The 16,848-nt window shown below is 62.1% G+C and carries 15 protein-coding genes and 1 pseudogene; 9 read left to right on the top strand and 7 right to left on the bottom strand.

The genetic code is table 11. From position 1 onward, the window contains the following. Positions 1-7: 7 nt before the first annotated feature. Positions 8-640, bottom strand: a complete 633-nt coding sequence (grpE, locus tag ABIE40_RS01650; RefSeq protein ID WP_112713761.1) for a nucleotide exchange factor GrpE — start codon at positions 638-640, stop codon at positions 8-10. 100 nt (positions 641-740) lie between these two features. Beyond that, on the bottom strand, positions 741-1,832 hold the full coding sequence (hrcA, locus tag ABIE40_RS01645) for a heat-inducible transcriptional repressor HrcA (RefSeq protein WP_112713763.1): 1,092 nt from the start codon (positions 1,830-1,832) through the stop codon (positions 741-743). Between the two features lie 180 nt (positions 1,833-2,012). Here hrcA and rph point away from each other — a divergent pair, with 180 nt between their 5' ends. The 4 genes from rph to hemW are packed head-to-tail and all read left to right on the top strand — an operon-like array spanning position 2,013 to position 5,011. Next, positions 2,013-2,732 carry a ribonuclease PH gene (gene rph / locus ABIE40_RS01640; RefSeq protein ID WP_112713765.1) on the top strand — a complete coding sequence of 240 codons (720 nt, stop codon included), beginning with the start codon at positions 2,013-2,015 and terminating at the stop codon, positions 2,730-2,732. Continuing rightward, entirely contained in the window at positions 2,729-3,145 is a 417-nt protein-coding gene (locus ABIE40_RS01635; protein ID WP_112713767.1) for a VOC family protein, read from the top strand. Before rph ends, ABIE40_RS01635 begins: the two co-directional genes overlap by 4 nt. 9 nt (positions 3,146-3,154) lie before the next feature. Then, on the top strand, positions 3,155-3,799 hold the full coding sequence (rdgB, locus tag ABIE40_RS01630; RefSeq protein ID WP_199626040.1) for an RdgB/HAM1 family non-canonical purine NTP pyrophosphatase: 645 nt from the start codon (positions 3,155-3,157) through the stop codon (positions 3,797-3,799). 9 nt (positions 3,800-3,808) lie between these two features. Then, the gene (gene hemW, locus ABIE40_RS01625) at positions 3,809-5,011 is read left to right on the top strand and encodes a radical SAM family heme chaperone HemW (RefSeq protein WP_130279217.1); all 1,203 of its coding nucleotides are present in this window, start codon (positions 3,809-3,811) and stop codon (positions 5,009-5,011) included. 3 nt (positions 5,012-5,014) lie between these two features. On the opposite strand, the gene ABIE40_RS01620 is transcribed toward hemW, so the two are convergent. Next, entirely contained in the window at positions 5,015-5,935 is a 921-nt protein-coding gene (locus tag ABIE40_RS01620) for a DMT family transporter (RefSeq protein WP_199626039.1), read from the bottom strand. 199 nt (positions 5,936-6,134) lie between these two features. Between ABIE40_RS01620 and gcvA the strand changes: the two genes are divergently transcribed. Both gcvA and fhuF read left to right on the top strand, forming a co-directional pair. After that, entirely contained in the window at positions 6,135-7,022 is an 888-nt protein-coding gene (gene gcvA, locus ABIE40_RS01615) for a transcriptional regulator GcvA (protein ID WP_199626038.1), read from the top strand. Positions 7,023-7,215: 193 nt separating this feature from the next. Further along, positions 7,216-7,974, top strand: a complete 759-nt coding sequence (fhuF, locus tag ABIE40_RS01610) for a siderophore-iron reductase FhuF (protein WP_210341045.1) — start codon at positions 7,216-7,218, stop codon at positions 7,972-7,974. A 101-nt stretch (positions 7,975-8,075) separates the two neighbouring features. Here fhuF and dnaA read toward each other — a convergent pair whose 3' ends face one another. The 4 genes and pseudogenes from dnaA to mutM all read right to left on the bottom strand — a co-directional run bounded on the left by dnaA (position 8,076) and on the right by mutM (position 12,656). Further along, complete coding sequence (gene dnaA, locus ABIE40_RS01605) at positions 8,076-9,632, bottom strand: chromosomal replication initiator protein DnaA (protein WP_112714384.1); 1,557 nt, start codon at positions 9,630-9,632, stop codon at positions 8,076-8,078. A gap of 876 nt (positions 9,633-10,508) precedes the next feature. Further along, a pseudogene (gene rpsT, locus ABIE40_RS01600) lies at positions 10,509-10,788 on the bottom strand (30S ribosomal protein S20). 193 nt (positions 10,789-10,981) lie between these two features. Continuing rightward, positions 10,982-11,755, bottom strand: coding sequence for an enoyl-CoA hydratase (locus ABIE40_RS01595; RefSeq protein WP_199626037.1), 774 nt, complete (start codon positions 11,753-11,755; stop codon positions 10,982-10,984). Between the two features lie 10 nt (positions 11,756-11,765). Continuing rightward, the gene (gene mutM, locus ABIE40_RS01590; RefSeq protein WP_199626036.1) at positions 11,766-12,656 is read right to left on the bottom strand and encodes a bifunctional DNA-formamidopyrimidine glycosylase/DNA-(apurinic or apyrimidinic site) lyase; all 891 of its coding nucleotides are present in this window, start codon (positions 12,654-12,656) and stop codon (positions 11,766-11,768) included. Positions 12,657-12,808: 152 nt separating this feature from the next. Here mutM and ubiE point away from each other — a divergent pair, with 152 nt between their 5' ends. From ubiE to ABIE40_RS01575, 3 genes are all read left to right on the top strand, one after another. After that, positions 12,809-13,585 carry a bifunctional demethylmenaquinone methyltransferase/2-methoxy-6-polyprenyl-1,4-benzoquinol methylase UbiE gene (ubiE, locus tag ABIE40_RS01585; protein WP_199626035.1) on the top strand — a complete coding sequence of 259 codons (777 nt, stop codon included), beginning with the start codon at positions 12,809-12,811 and terminating at the stop codon, positions 13,583-13,585. Positions 13,586-13,590: 5 nt separating this feature from the next. Further along, entirely contained in the window at positions 13,591-15,165 is a 1,575-nt protein-coding gene (gene ubiB / locus ABIE40_RS01580) for a 2-polyprenylphenol 6-hydroxylase (protein WP_199626034.1), read from the top strand. 92 nt (positions 15,166-15,257) lie between these two features. Next, on the top strand, positions 15,258-16,841 hold the full coding sequence (locus ABIE40_RS01575) for an aromatic amino acid lyase (protein ID WP_199626033.1): 1,584 nt from the start codon (positions 15,258-15,260) through the stop codon (positions 16,839-16,841). Positions 16,842-16,848 lie beyond the last annotated feature (7 nt).

Below are 16,848 nucleotides of genomic sequence, written 5' to 3'. Positions count from 1 at the left end.
CTTTTCATTATGCGTCCTTCTGATCCAGATAGGAATTGGCAGCTTCCGCCTCGGGCTTCGGACCGCCCTTGGCGACACCGACCATGGCCGGGCGCAGAACGCGCTCGCCGATCGTGAAGCCTGCCTGCACCACCTGGACGACGGTGTTGTTCGGGACTTCCGTGTTCGGAATTTCGAACATCGCCTGATGGAAATTCGGGTCGAACTTCTGGCCGACGGGATCGAGCTGGCGAACGCCATGGCGCTCGAGCGTCGAGAGCATGGAGCGCTCGGTCATCTCGACGCCTTCGATCAGCGTCGTCAGGCCGGCTTCGCCCGCAGCCTTGGCTTCGGCCGGGATCGAGTCCAGCGCGCGGCGCAGGTTGTCGGATACAGCCAGCATGTCGCGCGCGAAGGAGGCGACCGAGTAGGACTTGGCGTCCTTCACATCACGCTCGGTGCGACGGCGCAGGTTGTCCATCTCCGCGGCGAGACGCAGGTAGCGGTCCCGCAGCTCGGCATTTTCGGCCTTCACGAGTTCCATCGGATCCGGCTGGGACGATGCCTCAGCGGCCGCTTCATTCTCGACGTTTGCGGCTGCGTCCGCAGCAGCGTCGGCCGCGGCAGCCTCAGGTCCGTTTTTCGTCGTTTCGTCAGTCATGACGGTCTCCGGGTAAAGGGTTCTTTCGGATGCGCCCGATATCGAGCTTTGACCGCAAAAAATCAAGTCTGCGTGACAAAGAAGCGGAAAATCGGGCTTTTCAGAGGGCGCCACCGCGCGAAAGGCGGGAAATCAGCTGCGCGGTGTAATCGACCATCGGCACGATGCGCGAATAGTTGAGCCGCGTCGGGCCGATGACACCGACCGCGCCGACGATCCGGTCGTCGTCATCGCGGTACGGCGCAACGATGAGCGAGGAGCCGGAAAGCGAGAAGAGCTTGTTTTCCGAGCCGATGAAGATGCGCACGCCCGGTCCGCTCTCGGCGAGGTTCAGGAGCTCGATAAGGCTGTCCTTCTTCTCGAGATCGTCGAAAAGCATGCGCAGGCGATCGAGATCGTCGGCACCGGCGAGTCCTTCCAGCAGGTTTGCCCGGCCACGGATGATGAGCTGCGCCGGCTTGCCCTCGTCAGGGCTGCCGGACCAGACGGCGATGCCGCGCTCGACGAGGTCCTGCGAGAGAGCATCGAGTTCATGGCGAACATCGATCTTCAGCTTGTCGAGTTGCTTGCGCAATTCCGGCAAAGTCTGGCCAGTCATATGGGCATTCAGGAAGTTCGCAGCTTCCGTCAGCTGCGAGGAGGTCACGCCAGCCGGTAGCTCGATGATGCGGTTTTCGACCTGATCATGCTCGCCGACCAGCACCGCCAGAGCCTTGGTCGGCTCGAGGCGGATGAACTCGACATGCTTGAGGATGGGATCGCTCTTGGCGGTAATGACAAGCCCTGCGCCGCGCGAAATGCCCGAGAGCATCCGGCTCGCCTCGTTCATCATCGATTCCACCGGGTTGTCGCGGCTTTCGGCGCGCACCTGGCGATCGATGCTGGCGCGGTCCTCGGCAGAGAGATCACCGACCTGCATGAAGGCGTCGACGAAAAACCGCAGGCCCACCTGGGTCGGCAGGCGCCCGGCGCTGACATGCGGCGAATAGATGAGGCCGAGCTCTTCGAGATCGCTCATGACATTGCGGACGGAAGCCGGGGAAAGCGACATCGGCAGGATGCGCGACAGATTGCGCGAGCCGAGCGGTTCGCCATTCTCGAGATAGCCCTCGACGATCCTGCGGAAGATTTCCTTGGAACGCTCGTCCAGCGCAGCAATGGCATCCGAAACCGGCGACGACCTGAAGGCCATGAATCCTAAAACACCCACGCTGATGAAACTCCGGAAAATATAGTCAATCTCGCGGGCGTGGCAAAAGGGAATTTGCAAATGGCCGCAGCCAATCGTAGAAGCGGGGCAGCATCAGAAACACGCATGACTACGCCCTGCCGCCGCCGCGGCCACGAGGCCTCATGCAGCAGGAGACAGAGAATGCGGCCGTCAGGCAGAAAAACCGACCAGATGCGCAAGGTCAGCTTCGAGCGCAACTTTTCCAAGCACGCCGAGGGCTCCTGTCTCGTGAAGTTTGGCGACACGCATGTGCTCTGCACCGCGAGCCTGGAAGAAAAGACGCCGCCGTGGCTGCGCAACACCGGCAAGGGCTGGGTCACCGCCGAGTACGGCATGCTGCCACGCGCCACCGGCGAGCGCATGAAGCGTGAGGCGGCTGCCGGCAAGCAGGGCGGACGCACGCAGGAAATCCAGCGCTTGATCGGCCGCTCGTTGCGCGCCGTCGTCGATCTGACCGCACTCGGCGAGCGCCAGATCACCATCGACTGCGACGTCATCCAGGCGGATGGCGGCACGCGCACGGCCTCGATCACCGGCGGCTGGATCGCGCTCTACGACTGCCTGAAGTGGATGGAAAGCCGCAACATGATCAAGGTCGACCGCGTCCTCAAGGACCATGTCGCCGCGATCTCCTGCGGTATCTTCGCAAACCAGCCGGTCATCGATCTCGACTACCTGGAAGATTCCTCGGCCGAGACCGACGCCAACTTCGTCATGACCGGCGCCGGCGGCATCGTCGAGATCCAGGGAACGGCTGAAGGCACGCCCTTCTCCGAAGCCGAATTCGCATCGCTGATGGGCCTTGCCAAGAACGGTATCGCCGAACTCGTGGACCTGCAGAAGCAGGCGATCGCCGGGTGAACGACATGCTGGAAGGCATGCTGGAAACGGCGCTCTACGCAAAGGATCTCGATAAAGCCGAGGCTTTCTATGAAGGTGTTCTCGGCCTTGCGAAGATTACGCGTGCGGCCAACCGGCATGTCTTCTTTCGCTGCGGCCCGGGCGTGCTGCTGATCTTCAATCCGGACGAGACGGTAAAGCCACCGGCAGCCGATTCCCTGCAGGTTCCGCCGCATGGTACCGAGGGAGCCGGGCATGCCTGCTTCCGGGTCTCGGCTGCGAATATCGACGCCATGGCTGCCAAGCTGCAGGCCGCCGGCATCGCCATCGAATCCGAAGTTCACTGGCCGAATGGCGGCCGCTCGATCTACTTCCGCGACCCTGCCGGCAACAGCCTGGAATGCGCCGAAGCCCGGATCTGGGGCATCGAATAGGAAAACAGAATGCGCAAACTCGATACCAAGACGATCGTTGTCGCCAGCCATAATGCCGGCAAGATCCGCGAAATCCAGGACCTGATCGGCCCTCTCGGCTTCACCGCCAAGTCGGCCGCCGAGCTCAATTTCATCGAACCGGATGAAACCGGCACGACCTTCGAAGAAAACGCCAGGATCAAGGCGCTTGCCTCTGCGAGCGCCGCCAACATGCCGGCACTCTCTGACGATTCCGGTCTGGTGATCGATGCGCTCGGTGGCGATCCCGGCGTCTATACGGCCAACTGGGCCGAGACCGCCGATGGCACGCGCGACTTTGCGATGGCGATGGAGAAGGTCGAGAAGGCCCTTGAAAAGGCTGGAGCCGCCAAACCCGAGCAGCGCACGGCCCGCTTCGTCAGCGTTCTCTGCCTGGCCTGGCCCGATGGTCATACGGAGCTCTTCCGCGGCGAAGTGGAAGGCACGGTCGTCTGGCCGCCGCGCGGCACGCAGGGTTTCGGCTATGACCCGGTATTCCAGCCGCAGGGCTATGAGACCACATTCGGCGAGATGAGCGCCGAACAGAAACACGGCTGGAAGCCCGGCGACGAGCAGGCGCTGTCGCATCGTGCGCGCGCCTTCAAAGTCTTTGTCGAAGCCTGCCTGGAAGCGTAAGATCCGCCAGTGGATGATTTGAACAACCTGACTTCGCTGCGTGATGCCAAGCTTCTGCCGGATACGGGGGAGCCCGGTTTCGGCGTCTATGTGCACTGGCCCTTCTGCGCCGCGAAATGCCCCTATTGTGACTTCAACAGCCATGTCCGGCACCAGCCTGTCGATCAGGAGCGCTATGTTGCGGCCTTCCTGAAGGAGATGGCGACGATCCGTCAGTTGAGCGGACCGAAGACCGTCACCAGCGTCTTCCTCGGCGGCGGCACGCCGTCGCTGATGAAGCCGGAGACTGTCGATGCGATCCTGAACGGCATTGCCAAGGAATGGCACGTGCCTGCCGGCATCGAAATCACCATGGAGGCCAATCCCTCCAGCGTCGAGGCCGAGCGCTTCCGCGGCTACCGGGTGGCCGGCGTCAATCGCGTCTCGCTCGGCGTCCAGGCGCTGAACGATCGCGATCTGAAATTCCTTGGCCGCCTGCACGACGTTGCGGATGCGCTGAAGGCGATCAAGCTTGCCCGCGACATCTTTCCGCGCATGTCCTTCGATCTCATCTATGCGCGTCCCGACCAGACCGTGGACGAGTGGGAGCGTGAGCTGAAGCAGGCCATCTCCTACGCCGTCGATCACCTGTCGCTCTACCAGTTGACGATCGAGGAAGGCACGCCCTTCTTCGGCCTTCACAAGGCCGGCAAACTGATCGTTCCGGATGGTGACCAGTCTGCGGCTCTCTACGAGGCGACGCAGGAGATCACGGCGCGCGAAGGCATGCCCGCCTACGAAGTTTCGAACCATGCCCGTCCGGGCGCCGAGAGCCGTCATAACCTGACCTACTGGCGCTATGGCGACTATGCAGGCATCGGCCCCGGCGCCCATGGCCGCCTCAGCCGCGGTCCGGAGAAGATCGCGACGGCGACCGAGCGCAAGCCAGAAGCCTGGCTCGAGATGGTCGAGCGCGACGGGCACGGTATTCTCGACGAGGAACGGCTCGGCTACGAGGAGCAGTCGGACGAACTGCTGCTGATGGGCTTGAGGCTCAAGGAAGGCGTCGATCTCGCCCGCTGGCAGCAGCTTTCCGGCCGCGATCCCGATCCGGCACGCGAAGAGTTTTTACTGGAACACGGCTTCATCGAGCGGATCGGCAATTCGAGGCTGCGCTGCACGCCTGCGGGCATGCTGATCCTTGATTCCGTCGTTGCCGATCTCGCGTGCTGAGCTTCAGACCGCCCGCTTCCGCCCGATCGACATCAGCCGCCCATCGATAGCCGCAAGGCCGATGGCGATCATTGCCATGCCGATCAGATGCTTGGTCTGCAGCTGCTCGCCGAGCACCAGCGCGCCGAGCAGGATGGCGCTGACCGGGATCAGGAAGGTAACGAGCATCAGATTGGTCGCGCCTGCCGTTGCCAGAATGCGGAAGAACAGCACGTAGGCGACCGCCGTCGACAGGATGGCGAGACCGGCGAGAGCGAGCCAGGTTTCCATGCCGGGCATGGGAAGCGTCCAGGGCTGGTCGGCGATCAGCGCAATCGGAATCATCAGAATGGTTGACGCCGTGACCTGGCCCGCGGCCGGCAACAGCGGCGGCATACCCATGGCGCGGAAGCGGCGGCCCCAGATCCCGGCGAAGGAATAGGAAATCGCCGCTCCCAGCACCGCAAGCTGCGCCAGCACATTCGAGCCGAGATCGTGCAGGGCATCGAAGCCGATCATATAGGCGACACCAGCAAAGCCGACGACGACGCCGATCAGCCTGTTGGCGGTCATCTTCTCATCCGCGGTCAGCAGATGGGCGACGACGACCGCGAACAGCGGCGTCGTGGCATTGAGGATCGAGGCGAGGCCGCTGGCGATATGCGTCTGGCCCCAGACGATCAGGCAGAAGGGGATCATGTTGTTCAGGACGCCCATGCCGAAGAAGGCGACCCAGCTCTTGCCGTCGCGCGGCATGGCATGGCCCATCACCCGGACGATCAGATTGAGCGCAATCGCCGCCAGCAACACGCGGCCGGTGACGATCGTGAAGGGCGGCAGCGCCTTCACCAGGATGCCGTTGAACAGGAAGGAACCGCCCCAGAGCAGCGACAGCACCAGCATCATGCCCCATTCGGCCAAACCCATCTGCTTCTGCATCGTCATCCTCCATTCGATTCCTGCCTGCTTAGGACACCACTGATGGCGCCGCCACCCGTTTCCTGCGCAGTGAAATGTTCGATTTATTCTCGTAACAAACCGGCATTGGATCGGTGTTGCGATACATCTTGATGCTGATATTATTTCGCTAATTAAGATGGATCAAACGAGTCTTTCTCGCGCAACACTTTAGCTGAGCTAAATCATGAGCGATTATCTGCCCTCCCTTTCCGCACTTCGTGCCTTCGAAGCGGCAGCACGGCATCTCAGCATGACGCTGGCGGCAAAGGAGCTGAACGTGACGCCCGGCGCCGTCAGTCTGCAGATTCGCGATCTTGAGGCGGCACTCGGCGTTCAGCTTTTCGAGCGCAAGCCGCGGGCGCTGGCCTTGACCGTCGAGGGTGCCGATTACTTCACGACGCTGCGGGCCGCCTTCCGGCTGGTGCGGGAAGCGACGGCGGCGATCACGGCGCGCAGCCGCGGTGCGATCCTCAACGTGACCTGCACGGCTGGGTTCGCCACCTATTGGCTGGTGCCACGGCTCGGCAGGTTCGAGGTGCTGCATCCCGATATCGACGTGCGCATCAGCGCCTCGCATCGCGTGCTGGATTTCCAGCGCGACGGTATCGACCTTGCCATCCGCCACGGGCTCGGCGGTTATGAAGGCCTTGTCAGCGAGCGGCTGGTGGATGACGAGTTGGTGCCGGTCTGCATCCCCAAGCTCGCCGCAGAGCTCGGCGACCATCCCTCGCCTGCCGCACTGGCGCCCTTCACGCTGATCCACGACGTCTACAGGCACGACTGGCAGCTCTGGCTGGAGGCCGCGGGGGCAGCCACTGCCGTCGATGCCTCCCGTGGCCCGATCTTCATGCATGGCAACGGCGCCTATGACGCAATGAAGGCGGGTCTCGGCATCGCATTGATGCGCCGCTCCTTCGTCGAAGGCGAGCTGAAGGAAGGCACCATGGCGGCCCCCTTCCCCCTCGGCGTCGCCAGCCGCCTCGCCTTCCACCTTGTTTACCCCGGCGCCTCCCTGGAACGCCCGGCAGCTGCCGCTTTCCGCCGCTGGCTGCTCAGCGAGTCGAAAGCGTGAAGATCCAAAAAGATGACTTCAACAGTCATCTTTTTCTTTCCTTTTCCGTTCAGGCGTGATTATCAGGTTAGCGACTGCCGATATTCGAGCCGACCGGTGTCATGAGAAACCAGCGCCTTCGACCATACCCGCTTGTTCAACCGAGCAATGCTGCTGCCCGCCTTGGCCGACTGCAGGCGGTGGCGCTTTGACGATGACCGAAACGCTCGAACGCTCCATCAAGGACATCACGCAGCCAGAGCCGCTGGCGGCCCTGTTTGCCGGCGAGCATTCCTGGTGGGCTCAAAAGCTGATGCTCTCCAGTGATCTTGATGACGGGACGTCGTTACGGACCTTCTTTGCCGATGGCAGCTTCAACGAGGCGATCGATCGCTATACCGCCGCCTCGGGCGGCGCAGACCGCCGCGCGGTCGTCTCCATGTGGTCGCTCTACTATTTCTCCGGCCTGACGATTCCCTACCTGATCGCCCGGCAGCTGCGCCGCCGGTTGCTACCGGTTTCCTTCGACGAAATGACGATTGCTGTCGGCGAGGATGGCCTGCCGCGCGCCTTCGGGGTGCCGCATGCGGGATGGCAGGATCGCAATCCTTCTGCCGACTCCTTCGAGGCCGTGGATTCGCTCTTGGAGACGCATCTCTTCAAGGCCGTCGATCTTCTGAAGCAGAACGGGATTTCCGCAAAACTCTGCTGGAACAATGCGGCCGTCTATATCGACTACGCGCTGCGCCTGACCGAAGCGGAAGGTGCCGAGCCCTGCCGGTCCGACCTGCCGCTATTCGTGCGCGGCTGCCTGCCGAATGGCGGGGTCAATCCGTTTTCGGGCTGCGTGCGGCAAGTCGAGGACGAAGGCGAATATGTCGCCCGCCGCAAGCTCTGCTGCCTGCGCTACATGCTGCCCGGCATCCCGAGCTGCGGCAAGTTCTGCGCGCTCCCGGAAAAGCGCAAGCAATAGGCCTTAGGCGGCGGCCCAAGCGCCATCTTCACCCCAAAATACCGATAAAAGAAAACGGCCGGGATCGCTCCCGGCCGCGGATTTCAGCACCAAGTGGCGCACTATTCGTTGATCAGGCGCTTCAGCAGCTCGATCTCGTGGGACAGCTTTGTGTCCTCGGAAATCAGCTCTTCGATCTTGCGCACGGCGTGCAACACGGTGGTGTGGTCGCGCCCGCCGAAGCGGCGGCCGATTTCCGGGAAGGAGCGCGGCGTCAGTGTCTTCGAGAGATACATGGCGATCTGGCGCGGCTTGACGATAACGCGCGTGCGGCGGTTCGAGACCAGCTCCTGACGCGAGACATTGTAGTGGCGCGCGACGATGCGCTGGATGTCCTCGATGCGAACGCGGCGGGGCTCGCCGGAGCCGACGAGATGGGCCAGAAGCTCATCCACGCGCTCGATCGACAGGTTCGGCTCGAAGGAGCGGCGGAAGATCAGCTGGTTGAATGCGCCTTCCAGTTCGCGGCCGCTGGCCGTGACATTGCGGGCGACATGCGACATCAGCTCGGCCGGAATTTCCAGCGACGGATCTTCGACACGGGCAACGGCCAGACGGCGCTTGAGGATTTCGAGACGCATCTCGTAATCCGGGCCGTCGAGCTCGATCGCAACGCCACCCTGCAGACGCGAGCGGACGCGCGGGTCGAGCGATTCCAGCTCCCAGGGAGCGCGGTCGGCAGCGACCACGACCTGCTTGGCACTGTCGAGCAGCATGTTGAGCAGGTGGCAGAACTCGTGCTGGATCATCTTGCCCTGCAGGAACTGCATGTCGTCGATGATCAGGAGGTCGATGTTGCGCAGCGAGTCCTTCAGCGTCAGGGCATCATTGTCGCGGATCGCGGTTGCGAAACGCCACATGAAGTATTCAGCCGTCAGATAGACGACGCGCAGCGAGCGCGGGTTCTGCACGGCGGCATTGGCGATCGCCTGCAGCAGGTGCGTCTTGCCGAGGCCGACCGTCGAGTGAACGAAGAGCGGGTTGAAGCGCACAGCGCCCTGGCCAGCTTCTGCGATCGTCTTGGCAGCTGCGAGAGCAACGCGGTTGGAGCTGCCTTCGACGAAGGTGTCGAAGGTGAAGCGGGAGTCGAGCGGCGAGCCGAAGAGCGGCTGGCCGGTACCGGTCGTTGCCGGGCGGGCTGCGGCTGCAGCGGCGACCGTCTGCTGAACCGACTGACCTGCCGGCTGCATGCTGGTCGAGCGGCGCATCGGCGCCACCTGGGTCACGGGCTCTTGGGTAGCCGCATTGTCCATAGGCTTGGCGCCAGGACGAGCCGCCGTCCGGACGAGGATTTCGACCTTCAGGATATCAGCGTTTTCCTGCTGGAAGAGGCTGGTGATCAGATCGATGTAACGGTTGTTGATCCAGGACTTCAGAAAGGTCGTCGGCACCGTGAGGCGAACGACGCTCTTGGAAACCGAATGAAGCTTCAGGCCCTGGAACCAGCTTGCAAAAACGTCGGGGCCAACCTGGGCCTTCAGACGGGCGCTAACGCGATCAAAAAGTACGCCATGTTTCATGTCTCCCTTTTCCCCCGCCGCATCAAGGCAAGTAGAGTCAAACGCCGGTGCCTTGTCCCCATTCTCAAGAGCACCCGCCGCCATAGAATTCATCTGCATCATGCCGCCTTCCAATTTCATTTCACCGGGCGGTCATCCGAAAAACGGCCGCCCGATTAATTTTCCCCGTTAGGCAGGCTGGCGTCCCCTCATGAGCCGCAGGCTTGCCGGTTCACTCAATACAGATGTCCCAGCCCAAAAAGACCGGCGCAAAAACCCGTGGCGGAAACCGCCATCATGGGGCCTCCGTCATGCTGTTTCCTCGCCGTGCTGGCTGGCGGCCCTCGTTTGCCCGCTAACCAACCGGAACACAAAAGTAGTTTCCCCATCCCCTTCGGTTTCGCCTCAGGCGTGTAACCGTCGAGAGCACAAAAGATACCCGTTCCGAGACCAGCCACGGCCGCGGTGCAAATAGCTCAAGTGCTTGAAAAAACGGAGAGATAGACTGCTCCGCGACAAAAGGCACAAAAACCCATCGCCCTGCCGGTGTGGCAGTTTAGACTGTACCCTTGCAGGTGATGTCCGCGCCCTTTGCTGGAAGTCATTTAGGCAGGATCGATGGCGCCTTGCAACGATGAATTTTACGCAAAATTAAGAGGGAGCCATTGACTCCGGGCGCCGGTTTAGGGCGTCACGCCGATGTCAAAAAAGAATCGCAGAAGAATCAATGAGATTCCCAAAGTGGGTATTTTCGACACGCTATGAAAGAAAAAAAATAAAAATCCGCTTGACTCATTTCGCCCCCCTTCCGGGAGGGCGAGAGTCGCGCATTCTGGAAAGAACCTTGCGCAACTATTTGATTTTCAACGCATATTAGTGTCATTCCCCTGACACGAAATCGTCGCCGAATTAACCATTCAAGGGGCAGATCTCGGAATCGAAAAAGCCCGGTAAAATTACCGGGCTAATCATAACGAGCAGTTCGTTAATGAAATGTTATGCGCTTGCCGAAGCCGACAGCGTCTTCACACGAGCGGCAAGACGCGAGATCTTGCGGGATGCCGTGTTGGCGTGCAGGACGCCCTTGCTTGCTGCGCGGGCCAGTTCCGGCTGCGCTGCGATGAAGGCTGCCTTAGCCTTGGCCGCATCACCAGATGCGAGTGCCTCTTCGACCTGGCGAACGAAAGTACGAACGCGCGAGCGACGAGCCTTATTGACGTCGGTACGGCGGGCGATCTTGCGGGTCGCTTTTTTCCGCCGAAGTTGTATTGGCCATGGATGCCTCTCTCAAGAATTCGAACAAACTCCGTCATTACCGCGGGCCCTGCGGCCACAAATTCAGCAATGCGGGAGCATTATCGGGAAAGACCAGAATGGCTTCCCGAACCGTGGACGGGCGTATAACCCTAAAGCCGGGCCGCGTCAACGCGCATTTTCAAGGAAAAGCCGCCTTTCTCCATGAATCCGGCTCAGCGGTGTTTGAAGTCCGGTTTGCGCTTTTCGATGAAGGCAAACATGCCTTCCTTCTGGTCTTCCGTGGCAAACAGGCTGTGGAACAGACGGCGCTCGAAACGCAGCCCTTCCTCCAGCGTTCCCTCGAAAGCGCGGTTGACGGCTTCCTTGGCCATCAGCACCGAGGGGCGCGACAGCGAGGCAATTTTGGCCGCCGCTTCCAGCGCCTCGTCGAGCAGCCGCTCAGGCGCCACCACACGCGAAACGAGTCCCGCGCGCTCGGCTTCGGCCGCATCCATCATGCGGCCGGTCAGCACCATGTCCATCGCCTTCGACTTGCCGACGGCACGCGTCAGCCGCTGCGAGCCGCCCATGCCGGGAATGACGCCGAGGGTGATTTCGGGCTGGCCGAACTTGGCGGTCTCGGAAGCAATGATGAAATCGCACATCATGGCGAGCTCGCAGCCGCCGCCGAGCGCAAAGCCGCTAACGGCGGCGATGACGGGCTTGCGGGCGCGCCAGATCTCTTCCCAGCCGCTGATGAATTCCGACTTATATATATCTGCGAAATTCAGCGGCTGCATTTCCTTGATATCGGCACCGGCGGCAAAGGCGCGCTCGGAGCCGGTGAGAACGATGGCGCCGACCGCCTCGTCGGCGTGAAAGTCCGCATAGGCCCGCTTCAGATCGGCCAGAACGGTGGAATTCAGCGCGTTCAGCGCCTGCGGCCGGTTCAGCGTGATGAGGCCGACATTGCCACGGGTTTCAACGATCAGGGTTTCATAGGCCATGCGTTCCTCCTCACTTCTGGCAGACGGGGCAATAGAATGTCGAGCGGCCCGCCTGCACGATGCGCGAAACCGTACCGCTACAGCCGGGCGTGCGGCAAGGGTCACCTTCACGGTCATAGACGGAGAAGGAGTGCTGGAAATAGCCGAGCGAGCCGTCCGTCTGGATATGGTCGCGCAATGAGGAACCACCGGCCTTAATGGCGTCCGCAATCACATCGCGGATCGATGAGACGAGGAGGTTCAGCGCTTCCTTCGGCTTTCCGGTTTTCGTCACCAGCGTGCCGGCAGCATTGGTCGGCATCAGATGCGAGCGCCAGAGGGCTTCGCACACATAGATATTGCCGAGGCCGGCGATATTCTTCTGATCGAGAAGCGCGCCCTTGAGCGGCTGGGCCTTGCCGGCGAAGCGCTCCGCCAGATAAGCGGCGCTGAGCTCGTTGCCTGTCGGCTCCGGGCCGAGGCCGAAGAGGAAGGGGTTGTTCTGCAGCTCGGTGCGCTCGGCAATATCCATGAACCCGAAACGGCGGGGGTCATTATAGATGACGCGGCACGGACCTTCGCTGCCTTCCAGGTGAAAGATCGCGTGGTCGTGCTTTTCGTCCTTGGACCGCTCGTGATGAAACTCGCCAGGCGTCGTCTTCTGCCTGCCTTCCTCTATACGGAAGGAGCCGGACATGCCGAGATGGGAGATGATGGTCTTGCCGCTGTCGAGATCGATCAGCAGGTATTTCGCCCGCCGCCCGAGCGAGACGATGGTGCGCCCGTTGACATCGTCCTCGAAATTCTCGGGAAAGGGGAAGCGCAGATTGCCGCGGCGAAGCTCCAGCCGTTCGATGCGGGCGCCCTCCATCGCGGGGGTCAGGCCGCGCCTGACTGTTTCGACTTCTGGCAATTCCGGCATCGTTACCCATCTGTAGCTAAACGTGTTTCAACCGCGGATGATGTGCGCTATAGCGCCAGAAGGCCGCGGCTTTTGATCCGCGCATACAGATAGCGTCCAAAGCATCGCTTCGCTATGGTCGCCGCACCGATTTCGAGTAACGGAGTTGTCCGATGTCAGATAGCCGCACTTCCGCCGATGGCGGCATGGAAACGTCCTACGGTTTCCGCGAGGTGCAGAACGGCGAAAAGCAGGGCCTCGTCAACGAGGTCTTCCATAAGGTCGCCAAGCGCTACGACATCATGAACGACGTCATGTCGGCTGGCATGCACCGGGTCTGGAAGGACGCGATGATCGCGTCGCTGAACCCGCGCAAGGAAGCGGGATACAAGGTGCTCGATGTTGCCGGCGGCACGGGCGATATCGCCTTCCGCATTGTCGAAGCCTCGAACCGTCTTGCCCATGCCACCGTGCTCGACATCAACGGCTCTATGCTCGGCGTCGGGGCCGAGCGGGCCGCCAAGAAGAAGCTCTCGGACAATCTGACCTTCGTCGAGGCCAATGCCGAGGACCTGCCTTTCGAGGCGAACAGCTTCGACGCCTATACGATCGCCTTCGGCATCCGCAACGTGCCGCGCATCGATGTGGCGCTTTCGGAAGCCTATCGCGTGCTGAAGCGTGGCGGGCGGCTTCTGGTGCTTGAGTTCTCCGAAGTGGAGCTGCCGGTTCTCGACAACGTCTATGACGCCTGGTCGTTCAACGCGATCCCGAAATTCGGCAAGGCGATCACCGGCGATGCCGAGCCCTATCAGTATCTCGTGGAGTCGATCCGTAAATTCCCAAACCAGGAGAATTTCGCGGCGATGATCCGCGAGGCGGGTTTCTCGCGGGTTTCCTACACCAATTATACCGGCGGTATCGCCGCGCTGCATTCCGGCTGGAAATTATAGAATAGATGAGTGCTTTCGGCGCATATTTCCGGCTTTGGCGCGTCGGCTGGGTGCTCGTGCGCGAGGGGGTCGTCTCGGCCCTCCCGTCTGAAGGGCTGCCGCCCGTGGTGGCGCTTGCCAAATCCTCCGTGACGATCTTCGAGCGCAGCAAGGCAAAGCGCCAGAAGCGCAGCGACCGGCTGGCGCGCGCGGTCGAGCGTCTCGGTCCGTCCTATGTGAAGATCGGCCAGTTCCTGGCGACGCGTCCTGACGTCGTCGGCGTCGATTTCGCCAACGACCTGTCGCAGCTGCAGGACCGGATGACCTTTTTCCCGATTGCGGCGGCAAAGGCCAATATCGAGGGATCGCTTGGGCGTCCCGTCGAGGAACTCTACGCGAGCTTCGGCGATCCGATTGCAGCGGCCTCGATCGCCCAGGTTCATCCGGCTGAAGTCGATGGTAACGAAGGCCGCAAGAAGGTGGCCGTCAAGGTCGTACGCCCCGGCGTGCGCCAGCGCTTCGGCCATGACATCGAGGCGATGTATCTCGTCGCCCATCTGCAGGAGCGCTTCATGCCCTCCAGCCGCCGGCTGCAGCCGGTGGAGGTGACGAAGACGCTGGAGCAGACGACCAAGGTGGAGATGGATCTCCGGCTCGAGGCCGCCGCCCTCTCCGAAATCGCCGAGAATACCGAGAAAGATCCGGGCTTCCGCGTCCCCAAGGTCGATTGGGAGCGCACCGGGCGCGACGTCATCACCATGGAGTGGATCGACGGCGTGAAGATGTCGGATGTCGAGGGGCTGCTCGCCGCCGGCCACGACCTCAACGCGCTCGCCGACACGCTGATCCAGTCCTTCCTGCGCCATACGCTGCGCGACGGCTTCTTCCATGCCGACATGCATCCCGGCAATCTCTTCGTCGATGCCGACGGCATGATCGTCGCCGTCGACATGGGCATCGTCGGGCGGCTTGGAAAGAAGGAGCGGCGCTTCCTCGCCGAGATCCTCTACGGCTTCATCACCCGCGATTACATCCGGGTGGCCGAAGTGCATTTCGAAGCCGGCTATGTGCCCGGACATCACAATGTCGAGAGCTTCGCTCAGGCGATCCGGGCGATCGGCGAGCCGATCCACGGCCAGCCGGCAGAGACGATCTCGATGGGCAAGCTGCTGACGCTGCTTTTCGAGGTGACCGAACTCTTCGACATGCAGACGCGGCCTGAGCTCGTCATGCTGCAGAAGACGATGGTCGTCGTCGAAGGCGTGTCGCGCATGCTCAATCCGCGCTTCAACATGTGGAAGGCGTCCGAACCTGTCGTCGGCGAATGGATCCGCAACAATCTCGGCCCGAAACGCATCGTCACCGACCTGAAGGACGGGCTGAAAGCCGCGGTGAAGCTGGCCGAAGCGGTGCCCGAAATCGCCGCGCAGACGGAAAAATTCCATCACCAGCTCCTGCATATGAGCGAGCATGGACTGCGTTTCGACGAGCAGACGGCCGAGGCGATCGGCAAGTCCGAGGCGCGTCATAACCGTTCTGCCCGCATCGCCCTCTGGATTATTGCGCTGACGCTTCTCTATATTGCCTGGACGCTGAGCTGACCTCAGGCATAAAGCAACATGCTGTGTTCGGCATTTGGGATATCCCATGATGCGAGACGCTCGCTTAGTCTCGCCTTCAAGGAGACCAGCAGATGAAGCATGAACGCCCCGGCATCGAACTATCCGGCCAACCCCTCGGCTTTGCCGAGATGGTAAGGATCGGGTCGGGCAAGGTGGCGCTTTCGGCTTCGGCAGCGGGCATGGCGCGCGTCGAGCATGCGCGCTCGATCGTCGAGGATGCGATCGATGCGGGCGTTCCCGTCTACGGCTCGACGACAGGCGTCGGGGCCATGAAGGATGTCGAGTGGTCGAATGACGAGCTCGAAGCCTTCAATCTCGGCCTCGTGCGCGCCCACCATTTCGGCACCGGCACACCCTTTTCCTGCGCTGTGGTGCGCAATGCGATGGCCATCCGCATCAACACGGCGCTGACGGGACAGGTCGGCTGCACGCCCGAACTCATCGAAGCCTATATGCGGCTGCTGGATGCCGATCTTATCCCGCTGGTGCGCCGCACGGGATCGATCGGTTGTGCCGATATCGGCCTGATGGGCCAGATCGGCGCGGTGCTCACCGGCGTCGGCGAGGCCGTCTATCGCGGCAAGCGCATGCAGGCGGCGGAGGCCTTCCAGGCCGCCGGTCTCGAACCTATCAAGATGGCGCCACGCGACAGCCTGGCATCGCTCAGCGTCAATGCCGTGAGCTTTGCGGCTGCCGGTGAGGCGACGCGCAATGCCGCCGCCTCGATCCGCGTGTTGCTGGCGACCGGCATGATGGCCTCTGGCGCGCTTGGTGCTTCGCGCGATCCGTGGAAGGCCGTGCGTCATGTCGGCACCGCCCGCGAAGCGCTGATCGGCTCATGGCTCTGCAATGCCTCGGAAGCCTGGAACTGGCCGGTTGCCACGCACGTGCAGGATCCTCTGAGCCTGCGCATGGTCGCCCAGGTCTTCGGCGCGGTGATCGAGAACCTGCTGTCAACGGGCCACAAGATCCTCGCCGCCACCGGCCGCTCGGACGACAATCCTGTCGTCGTCGAGGGCCGCGTCATGACCTCCGGTGGTTCTCTGCCGCTCGATGTCACGATCCTGCTCGAATCCGCCGCGCTCTGCATGGCGCATGCGGCGCGCAATGCCTTCAATCGCTGCGTCATTCTCGGCAACGGTCAGCGCCGCGATCTGCCGGTCAATCTCGTTCCGCCCGGCCGCATCGCCACCGGCTTCGGCCCGATCATCAAGCTCGCCGGCGAAATCTTCTCGCGCGTGCTATCGATGTCCAATCCGGTCTCGGCGCAGTCGCTGGTGGTCGCCGCTGGACTCGAGGACGAGGCGGCCTTCCTGCCGCTGGTCATCGAGCGTTTCGAGCGCCAGATGCGAGCGCTTCGGCGCCTTGCGGCGCTGGAAGCCCTGCTTTCCGCGCAGGCAATCGACATTCTCGGCGACGAGCCGCAGGGCGTTGCGAAGATGATCTACGATCTCGTGCGCAGCCACGCCGCCTTCTACACGGTCGACCGGCCGCTTTCGGCCGAAGTCGAGGCGATCGAGGAAGAGCTCGGCTCCGACGCCTTCATCTCGAAGCTGATCGGCGAAGTGCCGATCGCATCCTTCGACGATTTCTTCGCCCTCGGCTCGCTGGAGCGCATCGAGGAACGGCTCGCAAGCGAACCGATGGTTCTCTGACAACAAC

It is taken from the genome of Rhizobium sp. OAE497, from assembly GCF_040546565.1.
In the GTDB taxonomy this organism is placed as follows: Bacteria; Pseudomonadota; Alphaproteobacteria; order Rhizobiales; family Rhizobiaceae; genus Rhizobium.
This window is presented reverse-complemented; position numbering and strand designations above follow the sequence as displayed.